Here is a 20,678-nt window from a genome sequence, read left to right on the forward strand (position 1 = left end):
TCGACATTCGAAATCAAAGTACGCCGATGGGATAGGACCCCAGGCGCTTCAGCTCCACGGCTTCTTCATCAATTTCAGCCAGTACCTTGCTGATCCTGTCATCCTGCATGTGACCTTCGAAATCAATGTAGAAAACATAAGCCCAGGTGCCACTGGGCGAAGGCCGCGTTTCAATCCGTGTCAGACTGATGCCGTGACGATGGAACGGCTCAAGCAGCTGGTACAAAGCGCCCGGCTTGTTGCGCATGGAGACCAGAATCGAGGACTTGTCCTGGCCACTGGCCGGCACTTCCTCCCGCCCAATGATCAGGAAGCGGGTGGTATTGTCCGGGCGATCCTCAATGCTGTTAGCCAGCTTTTCCAGACCGTACAGCTCCGCCGCCATATCTCCGGCAATCGCCGCCGCACCCGGCTCTTCAGCCGCACGGCGCGCCGCCTCGGCATTGCTGGAAACGGTAATACGCTCAATACCGTAGCGATGTGTATCCAGCCACTGCCGGCACTGGGCGAACGACTGTTGATGGGAATAGATGCGGGTAATTTCCTCATCCTTGTGCTTCGGCGATACCAGCAGATGATGATGAATGCGAAGCTGCACCTCACCGCAGATTTTCAACGGCGAAGACATGAACATATCGAGGGTGTGATTGATCATACCCTCAGTGGAATTCTCCACCGGCACCACACCGTAATGCGCCGCACCGGATTCTACCTCGCGGAATACCGCATCAATCGCAGGCAGCGGCACGCTGACGACAGAGTGGCCGAAGTGTTTGAGCGCCGCCGCCTGGGTGAAGGTGCCTACCGGGCCCAGGAAGGCAATATGCATGGGCTTTTCCAGCGCCAGGCAAGCCGACATGATCTCACGGAACAGCCGCGCCATCTCTTCAGCGGGCAAAGGCCCCGGGTTCTTTTCCTTGATCCGGCGCAACACCTGAGCTTCGCGCTCAGGCCGGTAAAAGAATACATCCTCACCAGGATTGGCCGCCATTTTGACATGGGCCACTTCCTGCGCACATTTCGCCCGGGCACTGATCAGCTCCATGATCTGCTGATCGAGGGCGTCGATCTCCTCCCTTAATTCCCCCAGGCGGGTCTTCTCATCCGTCATGATCAGCCGCGCTCCTTCGCAAATTCCGCCATGTAGTCGATCAGGGCGTCGACACCTTCTTCCGGCATGGCGTTGTAGATGCTGGCACGCATACCACCGACCGAACGGTGGCCCTGCAGGTTGAGCAGATGCCGGGCTTCAGCGCCTTTCAGAAATTCAGCATTAAGCGCATCATCGGCCAGAGTGAACGGTACGTTCATCCAGGAGCGGAAGCGTGGTTCAATGGGGTTGGCGTAGAAATCGTTGGCATCAATGAAGCCATACAGCTTCTTTGCTTTCCGGGCGTTCATCTCGCCCATGGCTTGAACACCGCCCTGCTCTTTCAGCCACTTGAACACCAGCCCGGACAGGTACCAGGAATAGGTCGCCGGGGTGTTGTACATGGAGCCGTTATCGGCGATGACCTGATAGTTCATCATGGTCGGCGTCTCTTTCCGGGCCTTACCCAGGAGATCCTTACGGATAATTACCACCACCAGGCCCGAGGGGCCGATGTTCTTCTGGGCGCCGGCATAGATCAGACCGAATTTGCTGATATCCAGCGGCCGGGACAGCATGGTGGAAGACATATCCGCCACCAGCGGCACATTGCCACTGTCCGGAATAAAATCGTATTCCAGGCCACCGATGGTTTCGTTCGGCGTGTAATGCAGGTAAGCGGCATCGGCACTGGTATTCCAGCCGGACTGATCCGGAATGGTGGTAAACCCGCTGTCTTCAGAGCTGGCAACCACATTCACATTACCGTAGCGCTTGGCTTCGGCAATGGCCTTTTTCGACCAGATACCGGTGTTCACGTAATCGGCCGAGGCCTTGTCACCAAGCAGATTCAGCGGAATGGTCGAGAACTGGCTGGAAGCTCCACCCTGCATGAAGAGTACAGCGTAATCATCTGAAATACCGGCCAATTCACGGAGATCCTTCTCAGCCGCTTCTGCAATGGCAACAAACTCATCGCTGCGATGGCTCATCTCCATCACCGACATGCCGGTGCCGCGCCAATCGAGCATTTCGCTCTGGGCCTGCTTCAGCACAGCTTCCGGCAAGGTGGCCGGACCAGCACAGAAATTGAACGCCCTGCTCATTCTTCGGTTTCCTCGCCTTCCACTTCTTCTTCATCATCGGATTCTGCAATCCGCTCCACACCCACCAGGCGCTCATCTTCCTGGGCCAGACGGATCAGACGCACGCCCTGGGTATTCCGGCTCAGTACCGACACCTCATCAGTGCGGGTACGCACCAGTGTGCCCTTGTCGGAGATCAGCATCATCTGGTCGCCATCAAACAGTTGCAGCGCAGTCACCAGATTACCGTTTCGCTCGGAGCACTGCATGGCGATAACGCCCTGACTGCCACGGCTGTAGGCCGGGAATTCATCAATGGCCGTGCGCTTGCCATAACCATGCTCACTGGCCGTCAGAATCACACCGCCTTCCTGCGGAATGATCAGGGACACGACATGGTGGCCTTCCGGCATCTTGATACCGCGGACACCACGAGCCGTCCTGCTCATCGGGCGAACCTGCTCTTCCTGGAAGCGCACCGCTTTACCGGCACTGGAGAACAGCATCACTTCGGCAGAACCATCGGTAATGGCGGCACCAATCAGGGTGTCACCCTCATCGAGATTCAGGGCAATCAGGCCACTGCTGCGTGGGCGCGAGAAGTTCGGCAGCGGTGTCTTCTTGACCACACCGGCCGAGGTGGCCATCAGCACAAACTGATCTTCCGGGTAATCCCGTACCGGCAGGAAGGTGGTAATACGCTCTCCTTCGTCCAGCGGCAGAATGTTGACCATGGGGCGACCACGGGAGCCACGGCTGCCGCGGGGAATCTCGAACACCCGCAGCCAGTACACCTTACCCTTGTTGGAGAAGCACAGAATGGTGTCGTGGGAATTCGCAACCAGCAGCTTCTCGATAAAGTCTTCGTCCTTCATCGACGTTGCCGCTTTACCCCGGCCACCACGGCGCTGGGCCTGGTAATCCTCAACGGCCTGGGTCTTGGCATAGCCACTGTGGGAAATAGTCACCACCAGATCTTCTTCGTCGATCAGGTCTGCGATGGTCAGGTCGCGACGGGAGCTGGTGATCTCGGTACGGCGCTCATCGCCATACTGGCTGACAATTTCTGCCAGTTCGTCACGAATCACCTGCATCAGACGCTCGGGGTCGCCCAGGATATCCAGCAGATCGGCAATCTTCTCCAGGATTTCCTTGTACTCGTTCTGGAGCTTTTCGGTTTCCAGACCGGTCAGGCGGTGCAGTCGCAGATCCAGAATCGCCTGGGCCTGCTCCGGCGACAGGTGGTACAGGCCTTCTCGGAGGCCATAAATCTCCGGCAAATCATCCGGGCGGCAAGCATCTTCACCTGCACGCTCCAACATCGCGAGTACGTCGCCAGGCGCCCAGCCCTTGTCCATCAGCTTTTCTTTCGCTTCTGCAGCAGAGGGCGACTGTTTGATCAACTCGATGATTTCATCAATGTTGGCCAGGGCAACGGTGAGACCTTCCAGAATATGGCCCCGCTCACGAGCCTTGCGCAGCTCATAAATGGTGCGGCGGGTGACCACTTCCCGACGATGACGCACAAACGCATCGAGCATTTCTTTCAGGTTCAGGGTCTTGGGCTCGCCGTTGATCAGCGCCACCATGTTGATACCGAACACGGTTTCCAGCTGAGTCTGGGCGAACAGATTGTTGATGATCACATCCGGGTTCTCGCCCCGGCGCAATTCGATCACAACCCGGATACCTTCCTTGTTCGATTCATCACGCAGCTCGGAGATACCCTCCAGGCGCTTTTCCTTCACCAGTTCCGCGATCTTCTCGATCAGACGGGCCTTGTTCAGTTGGTAAGGCAGCTCGGTGATGATGATGGATTCGCGGCCGGTCTTCTTGTCCTGCTCAATCTCGTGGCGGGCACGGATATAAATGCGGCCACGTCCTGTGCGGTAGGCTTCCACGATACCGGCACGGCCATTGATGATGCCCTGGGTGGGGAAGTCCGGGCCCGGGATGAATTCCATCAGCTCATCGACCGTGAGATCCGGGTTATCGATCAGTGCCAGGCAGCCGTTCACCACTTCCGTCAGGTTGTGGGGTGGAATATTGGTCGCCATACCCACGGCAATACCGGAGGAGCCGTTCACTAGCAGGTTAGGCACACGGGTCGGCAGGACTTCCGGAATACGTTCGGTGCCGTCGTAGTTGTCTACGTAATCGACGGTTTCCTTGTCGAGATCCGCCAGCAGCGAATGGGCGATCTTCTCCATGCGGATTTCGGTGTAACGCATGGCGGCGGCATTGTCGCCGTCGATGGAACCGAAGTTACCCTGGCCGTCTACCAGCGGGTAGCGCAGGGAGAATGGCTGGGCCATTCGAACGATGGTGTCGTATACCGCAGAGTCACCGTGGGGGTGATATTTACCGATAACGTCACCCACCACACGGGCGGACTTCTTGTAGGCCTTGTTCCAGTCGTTACCCAACTCGGACATGGCGAACAGCACCCGGCGGTGTACCGGCTTCAGGCCGTCCCGGACATCGGGTAATGCCCGGCCAACGATAACGCTCATGGCGTAGTCGAGGTAGGACTGTTTCAACTCGTCTTCAATATTGACCGGCAGGATCTCTTTGGCTAACTCACCCATCGAGAAAGGTTCCTTTGCGTTATCTGGAAGTCGTTCCGGGGCCGTTTCCGGGCCCCGTCTTTATTCTTCAACAAGCCGCCAAGCATACCACAGACCGCCCCCACCGGGGGCAACTGTGGTAAAGCCTTAATCAAACACCACGGTCTTGTTTTCGTAGGTAATCACGCGGTCTTCAATGTGGGACCGCAGGCCCCGGGCCAGAACATTTTTCTCCACATCCTTACCCAGGCGAACCATGTCTTCGATGGAGTCGCTGTGACTGATCCGAATGACGTCCTGCTCGATGATCGGGCCCTCGTCCAGATCCTGGGTGACATAGTGGCAGGTGGCACCAATCAGCTTCACACCCCGGCTGTAGGCCTGATGGTATGGGCGGGCACCCGCAAACGACGGCAGGAAGCTGTGGTGAATATTGATCACCTTGCCGGAGTACTTTCCGCACAGCTCGGCAGGCAGAATCTGCATGTAACGGGCCAGGACCACCACGTCGGTTTCGTATTGCTGGAACAGCTCGTCGATATGGGCGAAGGCCTCAGCCTTGTTCTCTTTACTCACCGGCACATGGTGGTAAGGAATCTCGTGCCACTCCACCATACGGCGCAGATCATCGTGGTTGGAAATCACCGCAACGATCTCGCAGTTGAGCTCTTTGCTGTGCCAGCGGTGCAACAGATCGGCGAGGCAGTGTGATTCCTTGCTGCACATCAGGATAACCCGCTTGGGGCGCGCGGAATCGGCAATGTGCCAGTTCATGTTGAACTCGCGGGCAATCGGCTCAAAGGCGGCACGGAACTGATCCAGCCCGAACGGTATCGATTCGGCCTTGATTTCATGCCGCATGAAAAACCAGCCGGCCTGGGTATCGGAGTGGTGGCTCGCCTCGGTAATCCAGCCGTTATAGGTGGACAGAAAATTACTCACCTTGGCAACAATCCCGACCCTGTCCGGGCAGGAAATAACAAGACGATAGGTATGCTCCATGAAGCCTTTCCTTAACTTGAATCCGGGGAAAGCGGGCGCGACAGGAAACCACAAACCGGACATTCACGGCGATGGTCGGTACGCACCGGTAAAAATGACCGGCTATGATAGCCTATCTGACAGCCAGAAACGAGGAATCCGACCATGGACAGAGTGATCTACAGCCCCGCTTCGAAAATCAGCCACAGGCGGCTCTGGAGAGCGACAGCCGCGCTGATGCTTTTCCTGCTTGCCAGTAGCACAAACGCCAACGAACAGGCCATTCTGGAAGGGGAGCGCTTCCATCCGGTACAGGGCTCCCAGGGTATGGTTGCCACCAGCCACACCCTGGCCACAGAGGTTGCCCTGAAGGTATTGAAAGACGGGGGCAACGCCATTGATGCCGCTGTTACCGCCGGCTTCGCCCTGGCCGTCACCCAACCCCGTTCCGGCAATATTGGCGGTGGCGGCTTTCTGGTCTACTCGCCCGGTAACGGCGATGCCCCGGAAGCCATTGATTATCGCGAAACCGCACCGGCTGCAGCCACCGAAACCATGTTTCAGGATCAGGACGGCAATGTCGTGAGCGAGCGCAGCCGGTTCAGCCATAAGGCCGCCGGGGTACCCGGCACCGTAGCCGGGCTGGCGCTGGCACTGGAGCGGCACGGCACCCTGAGCCTCAGCCAGGCCCTGGCCCCGGCGATTCGACTGGCCCGGGAGGGTTTTGTGGTACCCCACCGATTCACCGAAGGCCTGGAGCAGGCCCGGGACCGCCTTGAACGCTGGCCAGCCACCCGCGCAACCTTCTATAGAGAGGATGGATCGGCCCCACAACCTGGCGAAGTATTTCGCCAGCCGGAACTGGCCGACACCCTCCAGCGCATTGCCGAGCAGGGTATAAAAGGCTTTTATGAAGGAGAAACCGCCCGGTTGATTGTGGCGGAAATGCAACGGGGCGAGGGTCTGATTACTCTGGAAGACCTGCGCAACTATGAACCCGCCGTTCGCCAGCCGGTCCACGGCACCTATCGGGGATTTGATATCTACTCCATGTCGCCGCCCTCCTCTGGCGGCACTCACATCGTGCAGATCCTCAACATTCTGGAGGACTACCCCATCGGCGACTGGGGGCACAACTCCGCAAACACCATCCACCACATGGCCGAGGCCATGAAACTGGCATACGCAGATCGCTCGGAATACCTGGGGGATACAGACTTCGTAGCTGTGCCGCTGCAAGGGCTGACCAGCAAGGGCTACGCCGACCAACTTCGCGCATCCATCAAGGCAGACAAGGCCCGGCCCGCCAGCGAGATCGCGCCTGGAAAACCTGGGCCCCGGGAAAGCCCGGAGACCACACACTTCTCGGTGGTGGACCGCTGGGGCAACGCGGTATCAAACACCTACACCATCAATTTCAGCTATGGCTCGGGCATTACCGTGGCCGGTGCCGGCTTTCTGCTCAATAACGAGATGGACGATTTCAGCGCCAAGCCGGGGGTTCCCAATGCTTATGGCCTGATCGGCGGCGAAGCCAACAAGGTGGAGCCAGGTAAACGCATGCTCAGCTCCATGTCGCCGACCATCGTACGAAAGGACGACCGCAATTTCCTGGTAACCGGCAGCCCCGGCGGCTCCCGGATCATCACCACCACCTTGCAGGTGATCATGAATGTGATCGACCATAATATGAACATACAGACAGCCGTCAGTGCGCCGCGCATCCACCACCAGTGGTTACCGGACGAGATTCGGGTGGAACAGGGTATCAGCCCGGACACTCTGGATCTGCTCCGGGCGCGAGGGCACACCATCAACACCGGCTCGGCCATGGGTGCCATCCAGAGCATCCTGATTGGCGAAGACGGCACGCTTTACGGCGGAGCCGATCCCCGGCGCAGCACTTCGTCTGCCATGGGATTCTGAGCCATTCAATATTGACCGGGCGCATCCCGGACAGGAGGTAACTGATGTATCTTTCCGTACAACTGAGCTGCTATCCGCTCAAGGACGACTACAAACAACCGATCTGGGATCTGATTGCACGCCTGGAACAGACCAGCCTTGAGGTCCACCCTGGTCGCATGAGTACCGAGATCTTCGGCGAGTATGACGAAGTGATGAAGGTGCTCTCAGACACCATGAAATGGTCTTTCGAGACCTACGGAAAATCGGTGTTTGTAGCAAAAATCATGGAGGGTGACCGGAGGCCGAAATGACACCCAGCAACGAACCCGGAAAGCAGGACCAGACACCGCAGCCGCAACCGACGATACCCAACCAGTACTCGTTTCTGTGGTTGAGCGCGGCCATTTTCCTGATGTTCCTGTGGCTACAGGGCAATAACCAACAGCAACAACAGGAACTGGCCTATTCCGAGTTCAAACAGGCCGTCATGAGCGGCCAGGTTGCCGAAGTTACCCTGCGCACCGAAGAGATCAGCGGACGCTTTACGGATTCCGGTGCCAGCCGGTTTGCCAACGACAGCCGTCCACCGTCGAGCAGTTTCATAACGCTCAGGCCACAGGTGGAAGACCCGGAGCTGCTACCACTACTGGAAAAACAGGAAGTCCTGGTTCGGGGCTCCCGCTCCGGCCGCCCCTGGTGGCAGGAGCTGATCCTGGGCTTCCTGCCCTGGATCCTGTTACTGGCGCTGATGTTCTGGTTCTGGGGTGCCGCCCAGAAACGCATGACTCAGGGCGGCGGCCCCTTTGACTATGGCAAGTCCAGGGCCCGCCGCGCCCGCAGGGAAACCTCCACCACGACACTGAACGACGTGGCGGGCATTGAGTCCGCAAAACGGGACATTTCGGAAATTATCGACTTCCTGAAGTCTCCGGATAAGTATCGTCGCCTGGGCGCCGTCATGCCCAAGGGGGTTCTCCTGGTTGGCCCGCCGGGCACCGGCAAGACCCTGTTGGCGCGGGCCATTGCCGGCGAGGCGGAAGTTCCCTTCTTCAGCATCAGTGCCTCCGAGTTCATCGAAATGTTCGTGGGCGTTGGCGCGGCACGGGTTCGGGACATGTTCCAGACGGCTCGCAAGGAAGCCCCGGCACTGATCTTTATCGATGAGCTGGACGCCGTCGGACGCTCACGGGGAGCTGGCCTGGGGGGCGGCCACGACGAGCGCGAACAGACCCTGAACCAGATCCTCACGGAAATGGACGGTTTCGAGGCCCATGAGAACGTTCTTGTGCTGGCCGCCACCAACCGCCCGGATGTATTGGACACCGCTCTGCTGCGCCCGGGCCGGTTTGACCGGAAAATCACCCTGGACCGCCCTCACCGGGAGGCCCGGGAAGCTATTCTGAAGGTACATGTGCGCAAGGTGCCGCTGGCTGCGGATGTGGACCTGACGCAGGTGGCCGCGCGCACGACCGGCTTCTCCGGCGCCGACCTGAAAAACCTGGTGAACGAAGCGGCCTTTACAGCCGCCCGCGACAACCTCGTTGAGGTAAACAACCACTGTTTTGAAGTGGCCCACGATCGCCTGATTCTGGGAGAGGAACGGGACGCCCAGTTAACACCGGAAGAGCGTGAAGCCGTGGCCTACCACGAATGCGGGCATGCCATTATGGCCTATTACATGCCCAAGGCAGATCCTCTCACCAAGATCACCATTATTCCCCACGGCATGGCCATGGGAGTGACCGAACAGACCCCGAAAGAAGACAAATACAATTACACCGAAAGTTACCTGGAGGACCGCATCAAGGTGATGCTGGGCGGGCGTTCTGCCGAAAAGATCATCTACGGAGAGGTCAGCACCGGCGCCCAGAATGACCTGAAAGAAGCCACCAAACTATTGAGACGAATGGTCGGCCAGTGGGGCATGAGCGAAAAGATCGGCCCGCTGGGCCTGGGCATCGGCGAAGAACATGTGTTCCTTGGCCGGGAAATGGGCGCGCCCCGGGAGTACAGCGAAAAACTCGCGGAAATGATCGACTCGGAAATCCAGTCGCAATTACTGGCCTTTGAAGCCTTTACCGTGAGCTTCCTGACCGAACACCGGCAGGAACTGGATGCCCTTGCCAGAGCCGTCATGAAAAGGGAAACCCTGTCAGCCGGGGAAATAACCGAGGTGCTGGAGGAAGCTCGCAGCCGGGAGACCGCCTGAACAACTGCCGGCACAACAGCGGTTTGCTCAGGGCGTGATGGTGACCGGTAGATTCAGTTGGCAAAGCAGGGACTCCGCGCCCTGCTGTTCAAACAGGCTGCACTGACGGCTGATCACCAGCTGTGCTGCTCCCTCCTCCCGCACGGCCCTCGCCATGGCAGCAGCACCGGCTTTGGGCAAACGCCTGACCCGGGCAGCAATGCCCCCGGCTTCAAGCATGGCTGCAAGCTCCTCAAGCAATTCGGGATCATCAGCGGCGTCTGAGCGCACCAGAACCGTCAGCGCCCGCTGCCCACGCCTGGCCAGCTCCACGCCTACCCGCACAGCCCGATGATTCGCGCCCTGATCGTGGTTCAGCAACACCACCACCCTGCCCGGTGGTAATGAGCGCGATTCCGGCCACAACAGCACATCTCCCGGCGCCTGCCGCAACAGGCCCCGCGCGGTTGAGCCCAGCCTGAAAGATGAAATACCGGACCAGCCAGCCCCGCCGAGCACCAACAAATCATCAGGCTGTACCAGCCCCAATACCTGCTCTACCACTTCACCCCGGCATAATCTCAGTGCCTGGGCCACACCCCAGGGCGCCAGGGTTCGCTCGAGAGTACGGCGAAGCTTCTCTGCAGTTGCCTGCATACGGACTTCCAGAGCGTCGACATCCATGGGCCTCGCCACGCCGGAACTCCGGCCCACTTCCCGGGCAAAACCGTAACCGGCACTACGCAGCAGGCTTACTTCCTCCACAAAGATACCCAGAACTTCGGCTTGCTGCGCACGAGCAATGTCTGCCGCAGCCTCCAGGGCTGCCAGACTCCGCCTGGAACCATCCAGCAACACCAATATCCGCCGGGCTACGGCGGGGTCTGGCTCCGGAGTTTTATGACTGACCGTTGTGTCCGCCATTGCCATTATCCTGACCCGTGTCTTTGTCCTTGCTTTTGCCAACCTCGGCAAACGCGGCCAGCCTGTCTGCCACGCGTCGGTTAAAGCTGCCCTCAGGGAACACGCCATCAGCATCCGGTTGCCCCGGCTCCAAGCCCGTCAACAACTCAATGGCCTGGTCGATATGGGTAACGGGATAAATGGAGAACCTTCCGTCCTGCACCGCTTCCCGCACCGATTCATTCAACATCAGATGCTCCACATTGCTGGCCGGCAACAAGGCACCCTGGCTGTTTACGCCGCCGTCCTGCCGGCAGACATTGAAGAAGCCTTCAATCTTTTCGTTGACGCCACCCACCGCCTGCACCTCACCATGCTGGTTCATGGAGCCGGTAACCGCCAGGGACTGCTTGAGCGGAACGCCGGCGATGGCGGACAACAACACACAGGTTTCCGCCACCGAGGCAGAATCCCCTTCCACGCCACCGTAGGATTGTTCAAAGGCCAGACTGGCCGACAGTGACAGCTCATTCATCGGCGCATAACGATTGGCCAGGAACCGGGACAGAATCATCACCGCCTTGCTGTGGATCGGCCCACCAAGCTTGGCTTCCCGCTCGATATCCACCACCTGGCCCTTGCCAGGGCGCGCCGTGGCGGTAATGCGAGTGGGCTGACCAAAGCGGGTGGCGCCTAGCTGCAGTACCGACAGACCATTCACCTGCCCCACCTGCTCGCCCTGAGTGGCAATCATCACCACACCCCGGCGAATCTGCTCCAGACTGCGCTCACGGACCCGGCTCGCCCGGTAGTCCCGCTCGTCAATGGCCTGCTGAACATGGCTGGCGCACACCTGCGGGCTGTTGGCCACACCAGCCCAGTGGTCCGACTCGGTGAGCAGATCTTTCAGTACACGATCATGGGCCGTCAGCTTGTTCTGATCGCTGGCCAGACGGCTCGCGTGTTCAATCAACCTGGCAACCGCCTCCCTGTCCAGGGCTCTTACACCAGCCGACCGGGCCATAGTGGCAATCATCCGGGCGTAGAGTAAGTAGCTGGCCTCATCCCGCTCCATGTCGTCTTCAAAATCCGCTTCCACCTTGAACAGGTCCAGAAAGTCCGGATCGTAGTGGGACAGCAGGTAATACAGCATCCGGTCGCCAAGCAGCACCACCTTTACCGAAAGCGGAATCGGCTCCGGTTGTTGGCTTACCGTGGTGGCGAGGCCATACAGGCGCTCCAGGGATTCGATGCGGATCTCGCCGGAAAAGAGTATGCGTTTGAGGCTTTCCCAGGCCATGGGCTGCGACAGTACCCGCCGGGCGTCGAGGATCAGGTAGCCCCCGTTGGCCCGATGCAGAGCCCCGGCCCGAATCAGGGTGAAATCCGTGTACAGGTTACCCTGGTGGGCCCGGTGTTCGATCTGACCTGCCAGGTGCTGGTGGTTGGGAAGATCTTCATAGATGACGGGGGCCCCACGGGTCTCGGCATTATCCACCAGCAGGTTCACCCGGTAGCGGTTCAACAACCCTGCCGGTGCGCCGTTTTCAGTATCCTGAAACGCCTCGGCATGCTCCACCACATCCTCTCGCACCGCGTCGAGGTGCGCGACCACGGCCGGCACGTGCCCCCACTTCTCGCGCAGCTCCCCCATGGGGCCGCCCAGGGTAAGCTGAACCATTTCCTCATTCAGGGCATGGACCCGCTCCCGGACTTCCTTGCGCAGCCGGGGCACCTGCTGGATGGCCTGCTGCAGCTTTTTCTGGAGGTCTTCCACCTTGGATTCGACCAACTCCTTTTCCTCATCGGAGAAGGTCTTGTATTCCTCAGGTTCAATCACCTCGCCGTTGCGCATGGGCGCGAAGGTAAAACCGGCCGGGGTGGTGAGCATGGCTATATTGTTGGCGTTTGCCTCTTCCTGAATCTCAGACAGACCTTGCTGCTGGCGCCGGGTAACCTCTTCCTGCAATTCCTGAATACGGGCCTGGTATTCCTCGCTTTCAAAGGTGGCCGGTATGGTGGTCTTCAGTTCGTTGGCCAGTTCGCTCATATCGGCCTTGAACAAGCGCCCCTCCCCCGGCGGCAGCTCAATGGCCCCGGGTTTGTCCGACTGCTGAAAATTGAACACATGACACCAGTCCGACGGCACCGGTTTTTCCGCGGCATGGCTGGCCAATACCCGCCGTACCAGCTCATGCTTGCCGGCACCGGAGGGCCCCAACACAAACAGGTTAAACCCCTGGGCCTTCATGCTGGCCCCGAATTCCAGGGCACGCAGTGCCCGGTCCTGACCGAAGGGCAGAGCCAGATCTTCCAGGCTTTCCGTGGTTTCAAAATCCAGTTTGTCCAGCGGGCACCGATGGTAGATCCGGTCTTCGGTAAGTGCGTCGGGCAGAGCCATCCGTCCTCCTTATGGCTTAGGCGTTGCCTTCCAGTTTGTCCTGGGTGCGCAAATCAAAATCGCTGGCATCGTGCCGCTCGTGCAGTTGGGAGGCAAGATCGCCCCAGGCCTTGTTCACCATACGGCCACGCTTAACTGCCGGGCGCTTGGACACCTCGTCGGTCCAGCGAACCACGTTGGTATAGGTGTGGGCTTCCAGGAATTCGGCCGCCTCGTACACCATGTTTTTCACCAGGGCTCCGTACCAGGGCCAGATGGCCATGTCGGCGATGGTGTATTCATCACCGGCAATGTACTGGTTATCCGCCAGCTGACGATCGAGCACGTCCAACTGGCGCTTCACTTCCATAGTGTAGCGGTTGATGGGGTACTCGTACTTTTCTGGCGCGTAGGCATAAAAGTGACCAAAGCCGCCTCCCAGGAAAGGCGCACTGCCCATCTGCCAGAACAGCCAGTTCATGGTTTCTGTGCGTTTGGCCGGGTCCCTGGGCAGAAACGCATCAAACTTTTCCGCCAGGTAGAACAGAATGGAACCAGACTCAAAAACCCGGATGGCCGGGTCCACACTGCGATCCAGCATGGCAGGGATCTTGGAGTTGGGATTCACCTTCACGAACCCGCTGCTGAACTGATCCCCTTCGGTGATTCGAATCAGCCAGGCATCATATTCCGCCTCCTTGATGCCTTTTTCCAGCAGCTCCTCAAGCATGACCGTTGCCTTCACACCGTTGGGCGTTGCCAGGGAATAAAGCTGGAACGGATGCTCCCCCACTGGCAGCTCTTTTTCATGGGTAGGGCCGGCGATGGGGCGGTTGATGTTAGAGAACTTGCCGCCGTTGTTCGGATCCCATTTCCAGACTTTCGGAGGTGTGTAAGTTGGGTCACTCATTCCGTTTTCTCCCATTGGCTTTACAGGGTTAGTGGCATGACTGTAACCGAATCCGGCACGGGTACGCACGTGGAATACGTCTGCGCGGGATCAATAATCGGTCATCGGTATTGGGCTATACTCGGCTCTGGATCAACTGGACTGCAATGGAACCTGCCATGGCGTGTCACGCCGACCGGACCGCTCCTGTCTTTCAAACGAAAGGCCTGACCAAAACCTACCGTCAGGGCGATGTGGAAGTGCATGCCCTGCGGGGGGTCGATATCAGCCTTTATCCGGGGGAGCTGGTAGTTATGCTTGGCGCCTCAGGCTCAGGCAAATCCACGCTTCTGAACATTCTGGGCGGACTGGATGTGCCCACTACCGGCGAAGTTCGTTATCAGGACATCGATCTGGCCGGCGCCTCAGACCGGGAGCTTACCCGCTATCGCAGGGATTATGTCGGGTTCGTGTTTCAGTTCTACAACCTCATCCCCAGCCTTACCGCCCGCGAAAACGTCATCGCCGTGACCGAGATTGCCCGAGACCCCATGGCGCCGGAAGAAGCCCTGGACATGGTGGGCCTGGCCAGTCGCCTGGACCATTTCCCGGCTCAGCTTTCCGGTGGCGAGCAACAAAGAGTGGCCATTGCCAGAGCCATATCCAAGCGACCCCGGGTGCTGCTGTGCGATGAGCCTACCGGAGCCCTGGACTCGGCCACCGGTATTCTGGTCCTCGCGGCATTGGAACGGGCCAACCGGGAAACCGACACCACCACAGTGATCATCACCCACAATGCTTCAATCGCGAACATGGCGGACAGAGTAATCACCCTTTCGGATGGCGTGATCAGCGGTGAGCACCGCAACTCAGAACGCCAGGACCCGAACACCCTGAGCTGGTGATGCCATGATTTTCGGGCCGAGCGTACTGCACACCAAACTGAGACGGGAAATCTGGCAGATGCGCGGCCAGCTGCTGGCGATCGCGCTGGTGATTGCGGGCGGGATCGCGGTTTGCCTGATGTCCCTGGTCAATTACTCCTCCCTGACAGCCACCCGGGATCAGTACTATCAGGAGCACCAGTTTGCGGATGTATTCGTTTCGGTAAAACGGGCCCCCCGCCATGTGCTGCAAACGGTTTCCGAGCTACCGGGTGTGAACCGCCTGAGCGGCCGGGTGGAAGGCGCCGCGAAGCTCAATCTCCCCGATTACGACGAACCTGTGTCGGCCCACCTGGTGTCTGTTCCTCCGACCGGCCAACCCGAGGTAAACCAGCTGTATGTCCGGCAAGGTCGACTGCCAAGCGCCACCCACGCCAATGAAGTCGCAATCATTGGCAGCTTCGCGGATGCGCACCAGCTCACTCTGGACGACAGTTTCAACGCCATCATCAATGGCCGACAACAAACCCTGAAAATCGTGGGCATTGTCGAGTCGCCGGAATTCATCTACGTGATACCTCCGGGGGGCATGCTGCCGGATTATCAGCGCTTTGGCGTGCTCTGGCTGAATCAGGAAGCACTGGCCGCCGCCATGGACATGCGGGGTGCCTTCAACAGTCTGGTACTGCAGATCGACCAACGGCATCCTGTGGAAGATGTGATCGACCCACTGGACCGGTTGCTGGCGCGCTACGGCAGTACCGGTGCGTTCGCCCGGGCTGACCAGTTCTCACACCGTTTTCTCAGTGACGAGCTCGAGCAGCTGAAGGCCATGGCGATTATCTTTCCGTCCATTTTTATGGGCGTCGCCATGTTTCTGCTCAATGTGGTGGTGACACGCCTGATCAGTACCCAGCGGGAAATCGTCGCCATTCTCAAAGCCTTCGGCTACAGCAATGGCCAGATCGGCTGGCACTACAGCCAACTGGTGCTGGCCATTGCTTTTACCGGGCTTGCCATCGGCTGCGCCAGTGGCCTCTGGCTGGGGCATCGGTTGGGAGAGCTGTATATGGATTACTACCGCTTTCCTTCGCTACTGTTCCGAATCAATCCCTGGTGGCTGGCGTTACTGGCCCTGATCAGCCTGGCAGTTGCACTGCTCGGCGGCTGGCGCTCCATCCGCGCTGCGGCCGCCCTGCCCCCGGCGGAAGCCATGCAGCCCGAGAGCCCCGCCCGATACCGGGTTACCGTTACCGAACGGCTGCTGGGCTGGGTGCGCTTTCATCAGCCTTCACGCATGATCGTGAGGCAGCTCGCCCGCAAGCCAGGCCGAACCGCCCTCTCGGTATTTGGCATTGCCATGGCCACGGCCATCGTGGTGGTTGGCAATTTCCAGTTCAGCTCTGTTTCGCTGATGGTGCACACCCAATTCGCCCGGGTGCAGAAGCAGGACCTGACCGCCACACTCACCGACCCGGTCAACCCGACCGCACTGTACGGAATGGCGCGCCAATCCGGTGTGCGTTACGTCGAAGGACGCCGGGCCGTTACGGTAGAGCTGGTTAACGAACACCGCAGATGGCGCACGGTGCTCACCGGCTTACCCCGGGACGCCAAACTGCAATTTGTGGTTAACCAGGATCTGGAGAACGTGGCCATTCCTGCTGCCGGCCTGTTGGTAACCGACTTTCTGGCCAAGGCCCTGAATGTTGAGACCGGAGACACAGTTCGGGTGCGAGTGCTGGAAGGCCGACGCCCGGAACTGGACCTCACGGTGGCTGGCGTTACCAGCGAGTTCCTCGGTGTGGGCGCCTACATGAATCTGGCCGCCATGAACAAGGCGCTTCGCGAAGGCCCGAGAGTGAACCAGATGCTGATGAATCTGGCGCCGGAGCAAACCAACACCGTCTACCAGGAACTCCGGGATACGCCGGGAGTGATGGCCACCAATCTGCGACAGGCAATGCTCGACAGCTTCTTCGAGACGCTCGCGCGCACCTTCCTGACCTACACCTTCATCATCAGCCTGCTCGGCGGCATTATTGCTTTCGGTGTGATCTACAATACCGCGCGGATTTCCCTGGCCGAACGGGGGCGAGACCTGGCGAGCTTGAGAGTACTGGGGTACAGCCACAACGAAGTCGCCCACATTCTGCTCGGGGAACTGGCCATACTGCTGTTACTGGGAATTCCTCTGGGTTGGGCGATTAGTTTTGGACTGGCAAGTTTTGTGGTTACCGCGATGCAGACCGAACTCTATCGCGTTCCTCTGGTCCTGACCGGCCAAACCCTGGCATTGGCGGCCAACGTGGTCATTTTGTCGGCATTGATTTCCGGCTTCATCACCTGGTGGCGACTTCGTAAACTGGACCTTGTCGCGGTTCTGAAAACCCGGGAATAATGCACACACACTCACATGGGACCCAACATGGCGACACAACGCATCTCCAAAGGAAAATGGGCCTTCTGGCTTTTGATGGCCTCGGTGGCAGCCATCGTCTTCGCGCTTATCCTGCGGCCAGAGCCCGTTTGGGTTGACCTTGCCCCCGTCGAGCGCGGCCCCATGGAAATGACCATTCTTGAAGAGGGCAAAACCCGGGTCAAAGATCGCTATCTGATTTCCTCCCCCGTGGCCGGCTATATTCACCGGGTTCAGCTGGACGTAGGCGACGCGGTGATTCCCGGGGAGCTACTGACGTTTGTGGACCCGACGCCCGCCAGCATCCTGGACGCCCGGACCCGCGCCGAAGCCGAGGCTCGGGCAGCCGCCGCCCAGGCGGCACTTCAATCCATCCAACAAAAGGTTCAGGCGGCGGAGGCTGATGCTGAGTTCGCTCAGAATGAATACCAGCGCCTGCTCGCTCTGGAAGAATCCCGCTTTGTCTCCACCGAACAGTTACAACAAGCGAAATCCACGGCAGCCCGGGCACAGGCAATCCTGCGTTCCGCCCGCTTTGATGAAGAGGTGGCCGCCCATGAACTGGCCGCCGCTCAAACCCGGCTGCAGATTTCAACCGCGTCCTCCAATGGTCAGAAACCTGCCGAGCGGGTCGCCGTGCGCTCTCCGGTTAACGGCGCGGTTCTGGCTCTGGTTCGCCAGAGCGAGGGCGTCATCCAGGCCGGCGAGCCGATACTGGAGGTCGGAGACCCTGGCGCTCTGGAAGTGGTGGTCGAGGTCTTGAGTTTTGATGCCGTCAAACTGGAACCCGGCCTTGGCGTGCGACTGAGTGGCTGGGGCGGGCCGGTACTGGAAGCAACGGTTCGTCGTATCGAGCCTATCGGTTTTGAGGATGTATCCGCTCTGGGCGTGGAAGAACAACGGGTTCAGGTTATTGCCGATATGGTCAGCCCACGGGAGCAGTGGCGACAGCTGGGAGACGGCTACCGGGTGGACGCTGACTTTATCCTGTGGCAAAGCGAAGACACCTTGCAGGTACCCACCTCAGCGATCTTCGAATACAACGGCGCTTCTGCGGTTTTCATGGTTGAGAGCGAAACGGCTAGACGCCAGACAGTCACGACAGGACCATCCAACGGTTTAATGACCCAGGTAACGCAGGGACTGCAGGAGGGCGTTCGGGTGGTCCGGCACCCCGGCCGTGGCCTGGAAGACGGCGATCAGGTCCGGGTGCGTTAACGCAACCCCCTGAATGGAACGAAGCCGGCACATAGTGTGCCGGCGTCCGTCTTCAATGGGATCAGGCTTTCGTTCTGCGCGAGAAGCCCAGCCCAGCCAGACCAAGGCCGAGCAAAAGAAGGCTGGCTGGCTCAGGCACTTTCGCGGCGGACGAGAAGGAGGCTGAAAACGCCAGGTCGCCGTAGTTCGACCCGGAACTCCAGCTCTGGGTATCCCAGGTACCGGCACTATTGCCGTTGTTCTGCCAGAAAAAGCCACCGTCCAGATAGGCAGACTCGTCACGCAGGGAGCCTGCAGAGGCGGTACCAGTCTGGCCATCGAACAAGCCGGTCGAACTGATAAACGCGATGTAGTCGTTACCCCCGACAAGATTCAACCCGCCGGTGTTGAAGGTAAACTCTTCCATACCATCAAGACCACCGTTGTTGGTTGAGGACACAGCGGCACTCTGGAAAAGCACGGAGCCGGTCGCGCGGGTGGTGGCAGCATCCCAGTCCATTACATAGAAAGCAAAGTCCACGTAATCGGGGTTAACTCTGTCGTTCAGGAAGAACGTCCAGCTATCCAGCTGGGTTTCAGAACCGCCCACCTTGAAGGTTTGTCCGTACGTAGCACTGTTAGATTCACCGAAGGCGGCTATTTCGCTGGAGCCATTCCAGCCAGATACGGTTTCGATAACACCCGCGTTGGCAACGCTGGCGAGCCCGGACACTGCAACAACAGAAAGCGCTTTGCCCAACTTGTTCATCTGTACTTCCTTATTTGGTTCTTCCAGAGATAATGACGTTGCCAGCAAGGAAGCACATAGCGTGCCTATTTATATCTTATTGATATTTAAAACCTTTATTAGAACATAAAGCCAGTCATGTAAATTATTCCGACGCTATTATCGCGCAATCTTACTCGACAGCGTCGATCCATTTGCCATACCCCGCGGCTTCCATTTGCTCCAGCGGGATGAACTTCATGGCTGCGGAATTCATACAATAGCGCAATCCCGTCGGCGCCGGACCATCGTCAAAGACATGGCCCAGATGAGAATCAGCATGGGCACTGCGAATCTCCGTCCGGGTCATGAAAAACGACTTGTCCTCACGTTCTACCACTGCCTCTGGCGTAATCGGGCGAGTGAAGCTCGGCCAGCCGGTACCGGACTTGTACTTATCCCGTGAGGAGAACAGCGGCTCACCGGAAACGACATCCACATAAAGCCCCTCCCTGGTGTTGTCCCAGTAGGTATTGTTGAAGGCGGGTTCAGTACCATCCTCCTGCGTGACCTCATACTGCATTTCCGTCAAACGCTGCCGAAGAGTCTTGTCATCCGGCTTCTGAAAACGTTCGGGGTTAAAACCCCCGCTTGCCGCCGCTTCTGTCGGATCGTCCTCCGCAGGCATCGAGTCATTGACTCCGGTATTGGGCTGATAGCGCGAGAAATCCAGCTCATAATCCTCGCCATAGACCTCTTCAATAAACTGATAACGCCCCGAATTGAAGGTATAGAACTTGTAGCGGACCGGATTCTTCTTGTAGTAGTCCTGGTGGTATTCCTCCGCCGGATAGAATCTCTTGAGCGGCTCAATGGGGATCACCACCGGTTTGTCATAGACGCCGGAAGCCTCCAGTGCCTGCTTTGCCGCCTCTGCGAGGCGCTTCTGCTCCTCGTTGTGGTAAAAAATGGTGGGCCGGTACTGCCGACCACGGTCAACGAACTGGCCCTCCAGGTCGGTCGGATTCATCATTCGCCAGAGACCGGCCAGCAAGCCCTCATAGGTCATTTTATCCGGGTCGTAATATACCTGGACGGCTTCAGTGTGGCCTGTGCGCCCGGAAGAGACCTGTTTATAGGTCGGACTTTTTTCTTCCCCACCAGCGTAGCCAGACACTGCCTCGACAACACCAGGAATCTTTTCGTAGCCGGCTTCCACGCACCAGAAACAGCCGCCAGCAAAGGTTGCCACGGCCAGATCCGGATCATCCGGTGCGTAGGCATTACCTGTACTATCCACTCGCTCTGCTGCCACCTGTGCCGCAAAAAGACCGGCGGCGGAAACCAGCGCCAGGGCGGAAAACAGGCCTATAACTTTGCGTTTCATGACACTTCTCCTCGCTTGAATCCATAATCACAGCCTAGCGATCTGAATTCACAAAAACGTTCAGCAACTATCA

Annotated in this window: 15 protein-coding genes; 6 read left to right on the plus strand and 9 right to left on the minus strand. The window is 58.7% G+C overall.

All coding sequences use genetic code 11. The features are described 5' to 3' along the window. Nucleotides 1–13 precede the first annotated feature (13 nt). From pheA to purU, 4 genes are all read right to left on the minus strand, one after another. Entirely contained in the window at nt 14–1,111 is a 1,098-nt protein-coding gene (gene pheA, locus MARHY_RS10725; RefSeq protein WP_011784533.1) for a prephenate dehydratase, read from the minus strand. Between the two features lie 2 nt (nt 1,112–1,113). Next, a complete protein-coding gene (serC, locus tag MARHY_RS10730; protein ID WP_014421824.1) occupies nt 1,114–2,196 on the minus strand; it encodes a 3-phosphoserine/phosphohydroxythreonine transaminase in 1,083 nt (360 codons plus the stop codon). Further along, nucleotides 2,193–4,763, minus strand: coding sequence for a DNA gyrase subunit A (gyrA, locus tag MARHY_RS10735; protein ID WP_014421825.1), 2,571 nt, complete (start codon nt 4,761–4,763; stop codon nt 2,193–2,195). The genes serC and gyrA overlap by 4 nt, the downstream gene beginning before the upstream one ends. Nucleotides 4,764–4,889: 126 nt before the next feature. Next, on the minus strand, nt 4,890–5,744 hold the full coding sequence (gene purU, locus MARHY_RS10740; RefSeq protein WP_011784530.1) for a formyltetrahydrofolate deformylase: 855 nt from the start codon (nt 5,742–5,744) through the stop codon (nt 4,890–4,892). Nucleotides 5,745–5,888: 144 nt separating this feature from the next. Between purU and ggt the strand changes: the two genes are divergently transcribed. The 3 genes from ggt to ftsH are packed head-to-tail and all read left to right on the plus strand — an operon-like array spanning nt 5,889 to nt 9,840. Further along, a complete protein-coding gene (gene ggt, locus MARHY_RS10745) occupies nt 5,889–7,649 on the plus strand; it encodes a gamma-glutamyltransferase (protein WP_014421826.1) in 1,761 nt (586 codons plus the stop codon). 44 nt (nt 7,650–7,693) lie between these two features. Continuing rightward, nucleotides 7,694–7,942: a YkoF family thiamine/hydroxymethylpyrimidine-binding protein gene (locus tag MARHY_RS10750; RefSeq protein WP_011784528.1), complete on the plus strand. Its 249-nt coding sequence runs from the start codon at nt 7,694–7,696 to the stop codon at nt 7,940–7,942. Then, nucleotides 7,939–9,840 carry an ATP-dependent zinc metalloprotease FtsH gene (gene ftsH / locus MARHY_RS10755; protein WP_014421827.1) on the plus strand — a complete coding sequence of 634 codons (1,902 nt, stop codon included), beginning with the start codon at nt 7,939–7,941 and terminating at the stop codon, nt 9,838–9,840. The genes MARHY_RS10750 and ftsH overlap by 4 nt, the downstream gene beginning before the upstream one ends. 27 nt (nt 9,841–9,867) lie before the next feature. Here the strand turns inward: ftsH and MARHY_RS10760 are convergent, their stop codons facing one another. From MARHY_RS10760 to yghU, 3 genes are read right to left on the minus strand one after another with little or no spacing between them, the layout of a single operon-like run. Beyond that, complete coding sequence (locus MARHY_RS10760) at nt 9,868–10,743, minus strand: universal stress protein (RefSeq protein ID WP_226374321.1); 876 nt, start codon at nt 10,741–10,743, stop codon at nt 9,868–9,870. Then, nucleotides 10,718–13,123: a Lon protease family protein gene (locus MARHY_RS10765; protein ID WP_014421829.1), complete on the minus strand. Its 2,406-nt coding sequence runs from the start codon at nt 13,121–13,123 to the stop codon at nt 10,718–10,720. Before MARHY_RS10765 ends, MARHY_RS10760 begins: the two co-directional genes overlap by 26 nt. Before the next feature lie 16 nt (nt 13,124–13,139). Beyond that, nucleotides 13,140–14,012, minus strand: a complete 873-nt coding sequence (yghU, locus tag MARHY_RS10770) for a glutathione-dependent disulfide-bond oxidoreductase (protein WP_014421830.1) — start codon at nt 14,010–14,012, stop codon at nt 13,140–13,142. A gap of 158 nt (nt 14,013–14,170) precedes the next feature. On the opposite strand from yghU, the gene MARHY_RS10775 reads away from it, so the two are divergent. From MARHY_RS10775 to MARHY_RS10785, 3 genes are read left to right on the plus strand one after another with little or no spacing between them, the layout of a single operon-like run. Continuing rightward, complete coding sequence (locus tag MARHY_RS10775; protein ID WP_014421831.1) at nt 14,171–14,896, plus strand: ABC transporter ATP-binding protein; 726 nt, start codon at nt 14,171–14,173, stop codon at nt 14,894–14,896. A 4-nt stretch (nt 14,897–14,900) separates the two neighbouring features. After that, nucleotides 14,901–17,276 carry an ABC transporter permease gene (locus tag MARHY_RS10780; protein ID WP_014421832.1) on the plus strand — a complete coding sequence of 792 codons (2,376 nt, stop codon included), beginning with the start codon at nt 14,901–14,903 and terminating at the stop codon, nt 17,274–17,276. A gap of 27 nt (nt 17,277–17,303) precedes the next feature. After that, entirely contained in the window at nt 17,304–18,512 is a 1,209-nt protein-coding gene (locus tag MARHY_RS10785) for an efflux RND transporter periplasmic adaptor subunit (protein WP_014421833.1), read from the plus strand. A 61-nt stretch (nt 18,513–18,573) separates the two neighbouring features. Here the strand turns inward: MARHY_RS10785 and MARHY_RS10790 are convergent, their stop codons facing one another. Next, a complete protein-coding gene (locus tag MARHY_RS10790; protein WP_014421834.1) occupies nt 18,574–19,260 on the minus strand; it encodes a PEP-CTERM sorting domain-containing protein in 687 nt (228 codons plus the stop codon). Nucleotides 19,261–19,411: 151 nt separating this feature from the next. Beyond that, the gene (gene msrB / locus MARHY_RS10795) at nt 19,412–20,605 is read right to left on the minus strand and encodes a peptide-methionine (R)-S-oxide reductase MsrB (protein WP_014421835.1); all 1,194 of its coding nucleotides are present in this window, start codon (nt 20,603–20,605) and stop codon (nt 19,412–19,414) included. Nucleotides 20,606–20,678: the final 73 nt, after the last annotated feature.

It is taken from the genome of Marinobacter nauticus ATCC 49840 (assembly GCF_000284615.1).
Taxonomy (GTDB): Bacteria; Pseudomonadota; Gammaproteobacteria; order Pseudomonadales; family Oleiphilaceae; genus Marinobacter; species Marinobacter nauticus.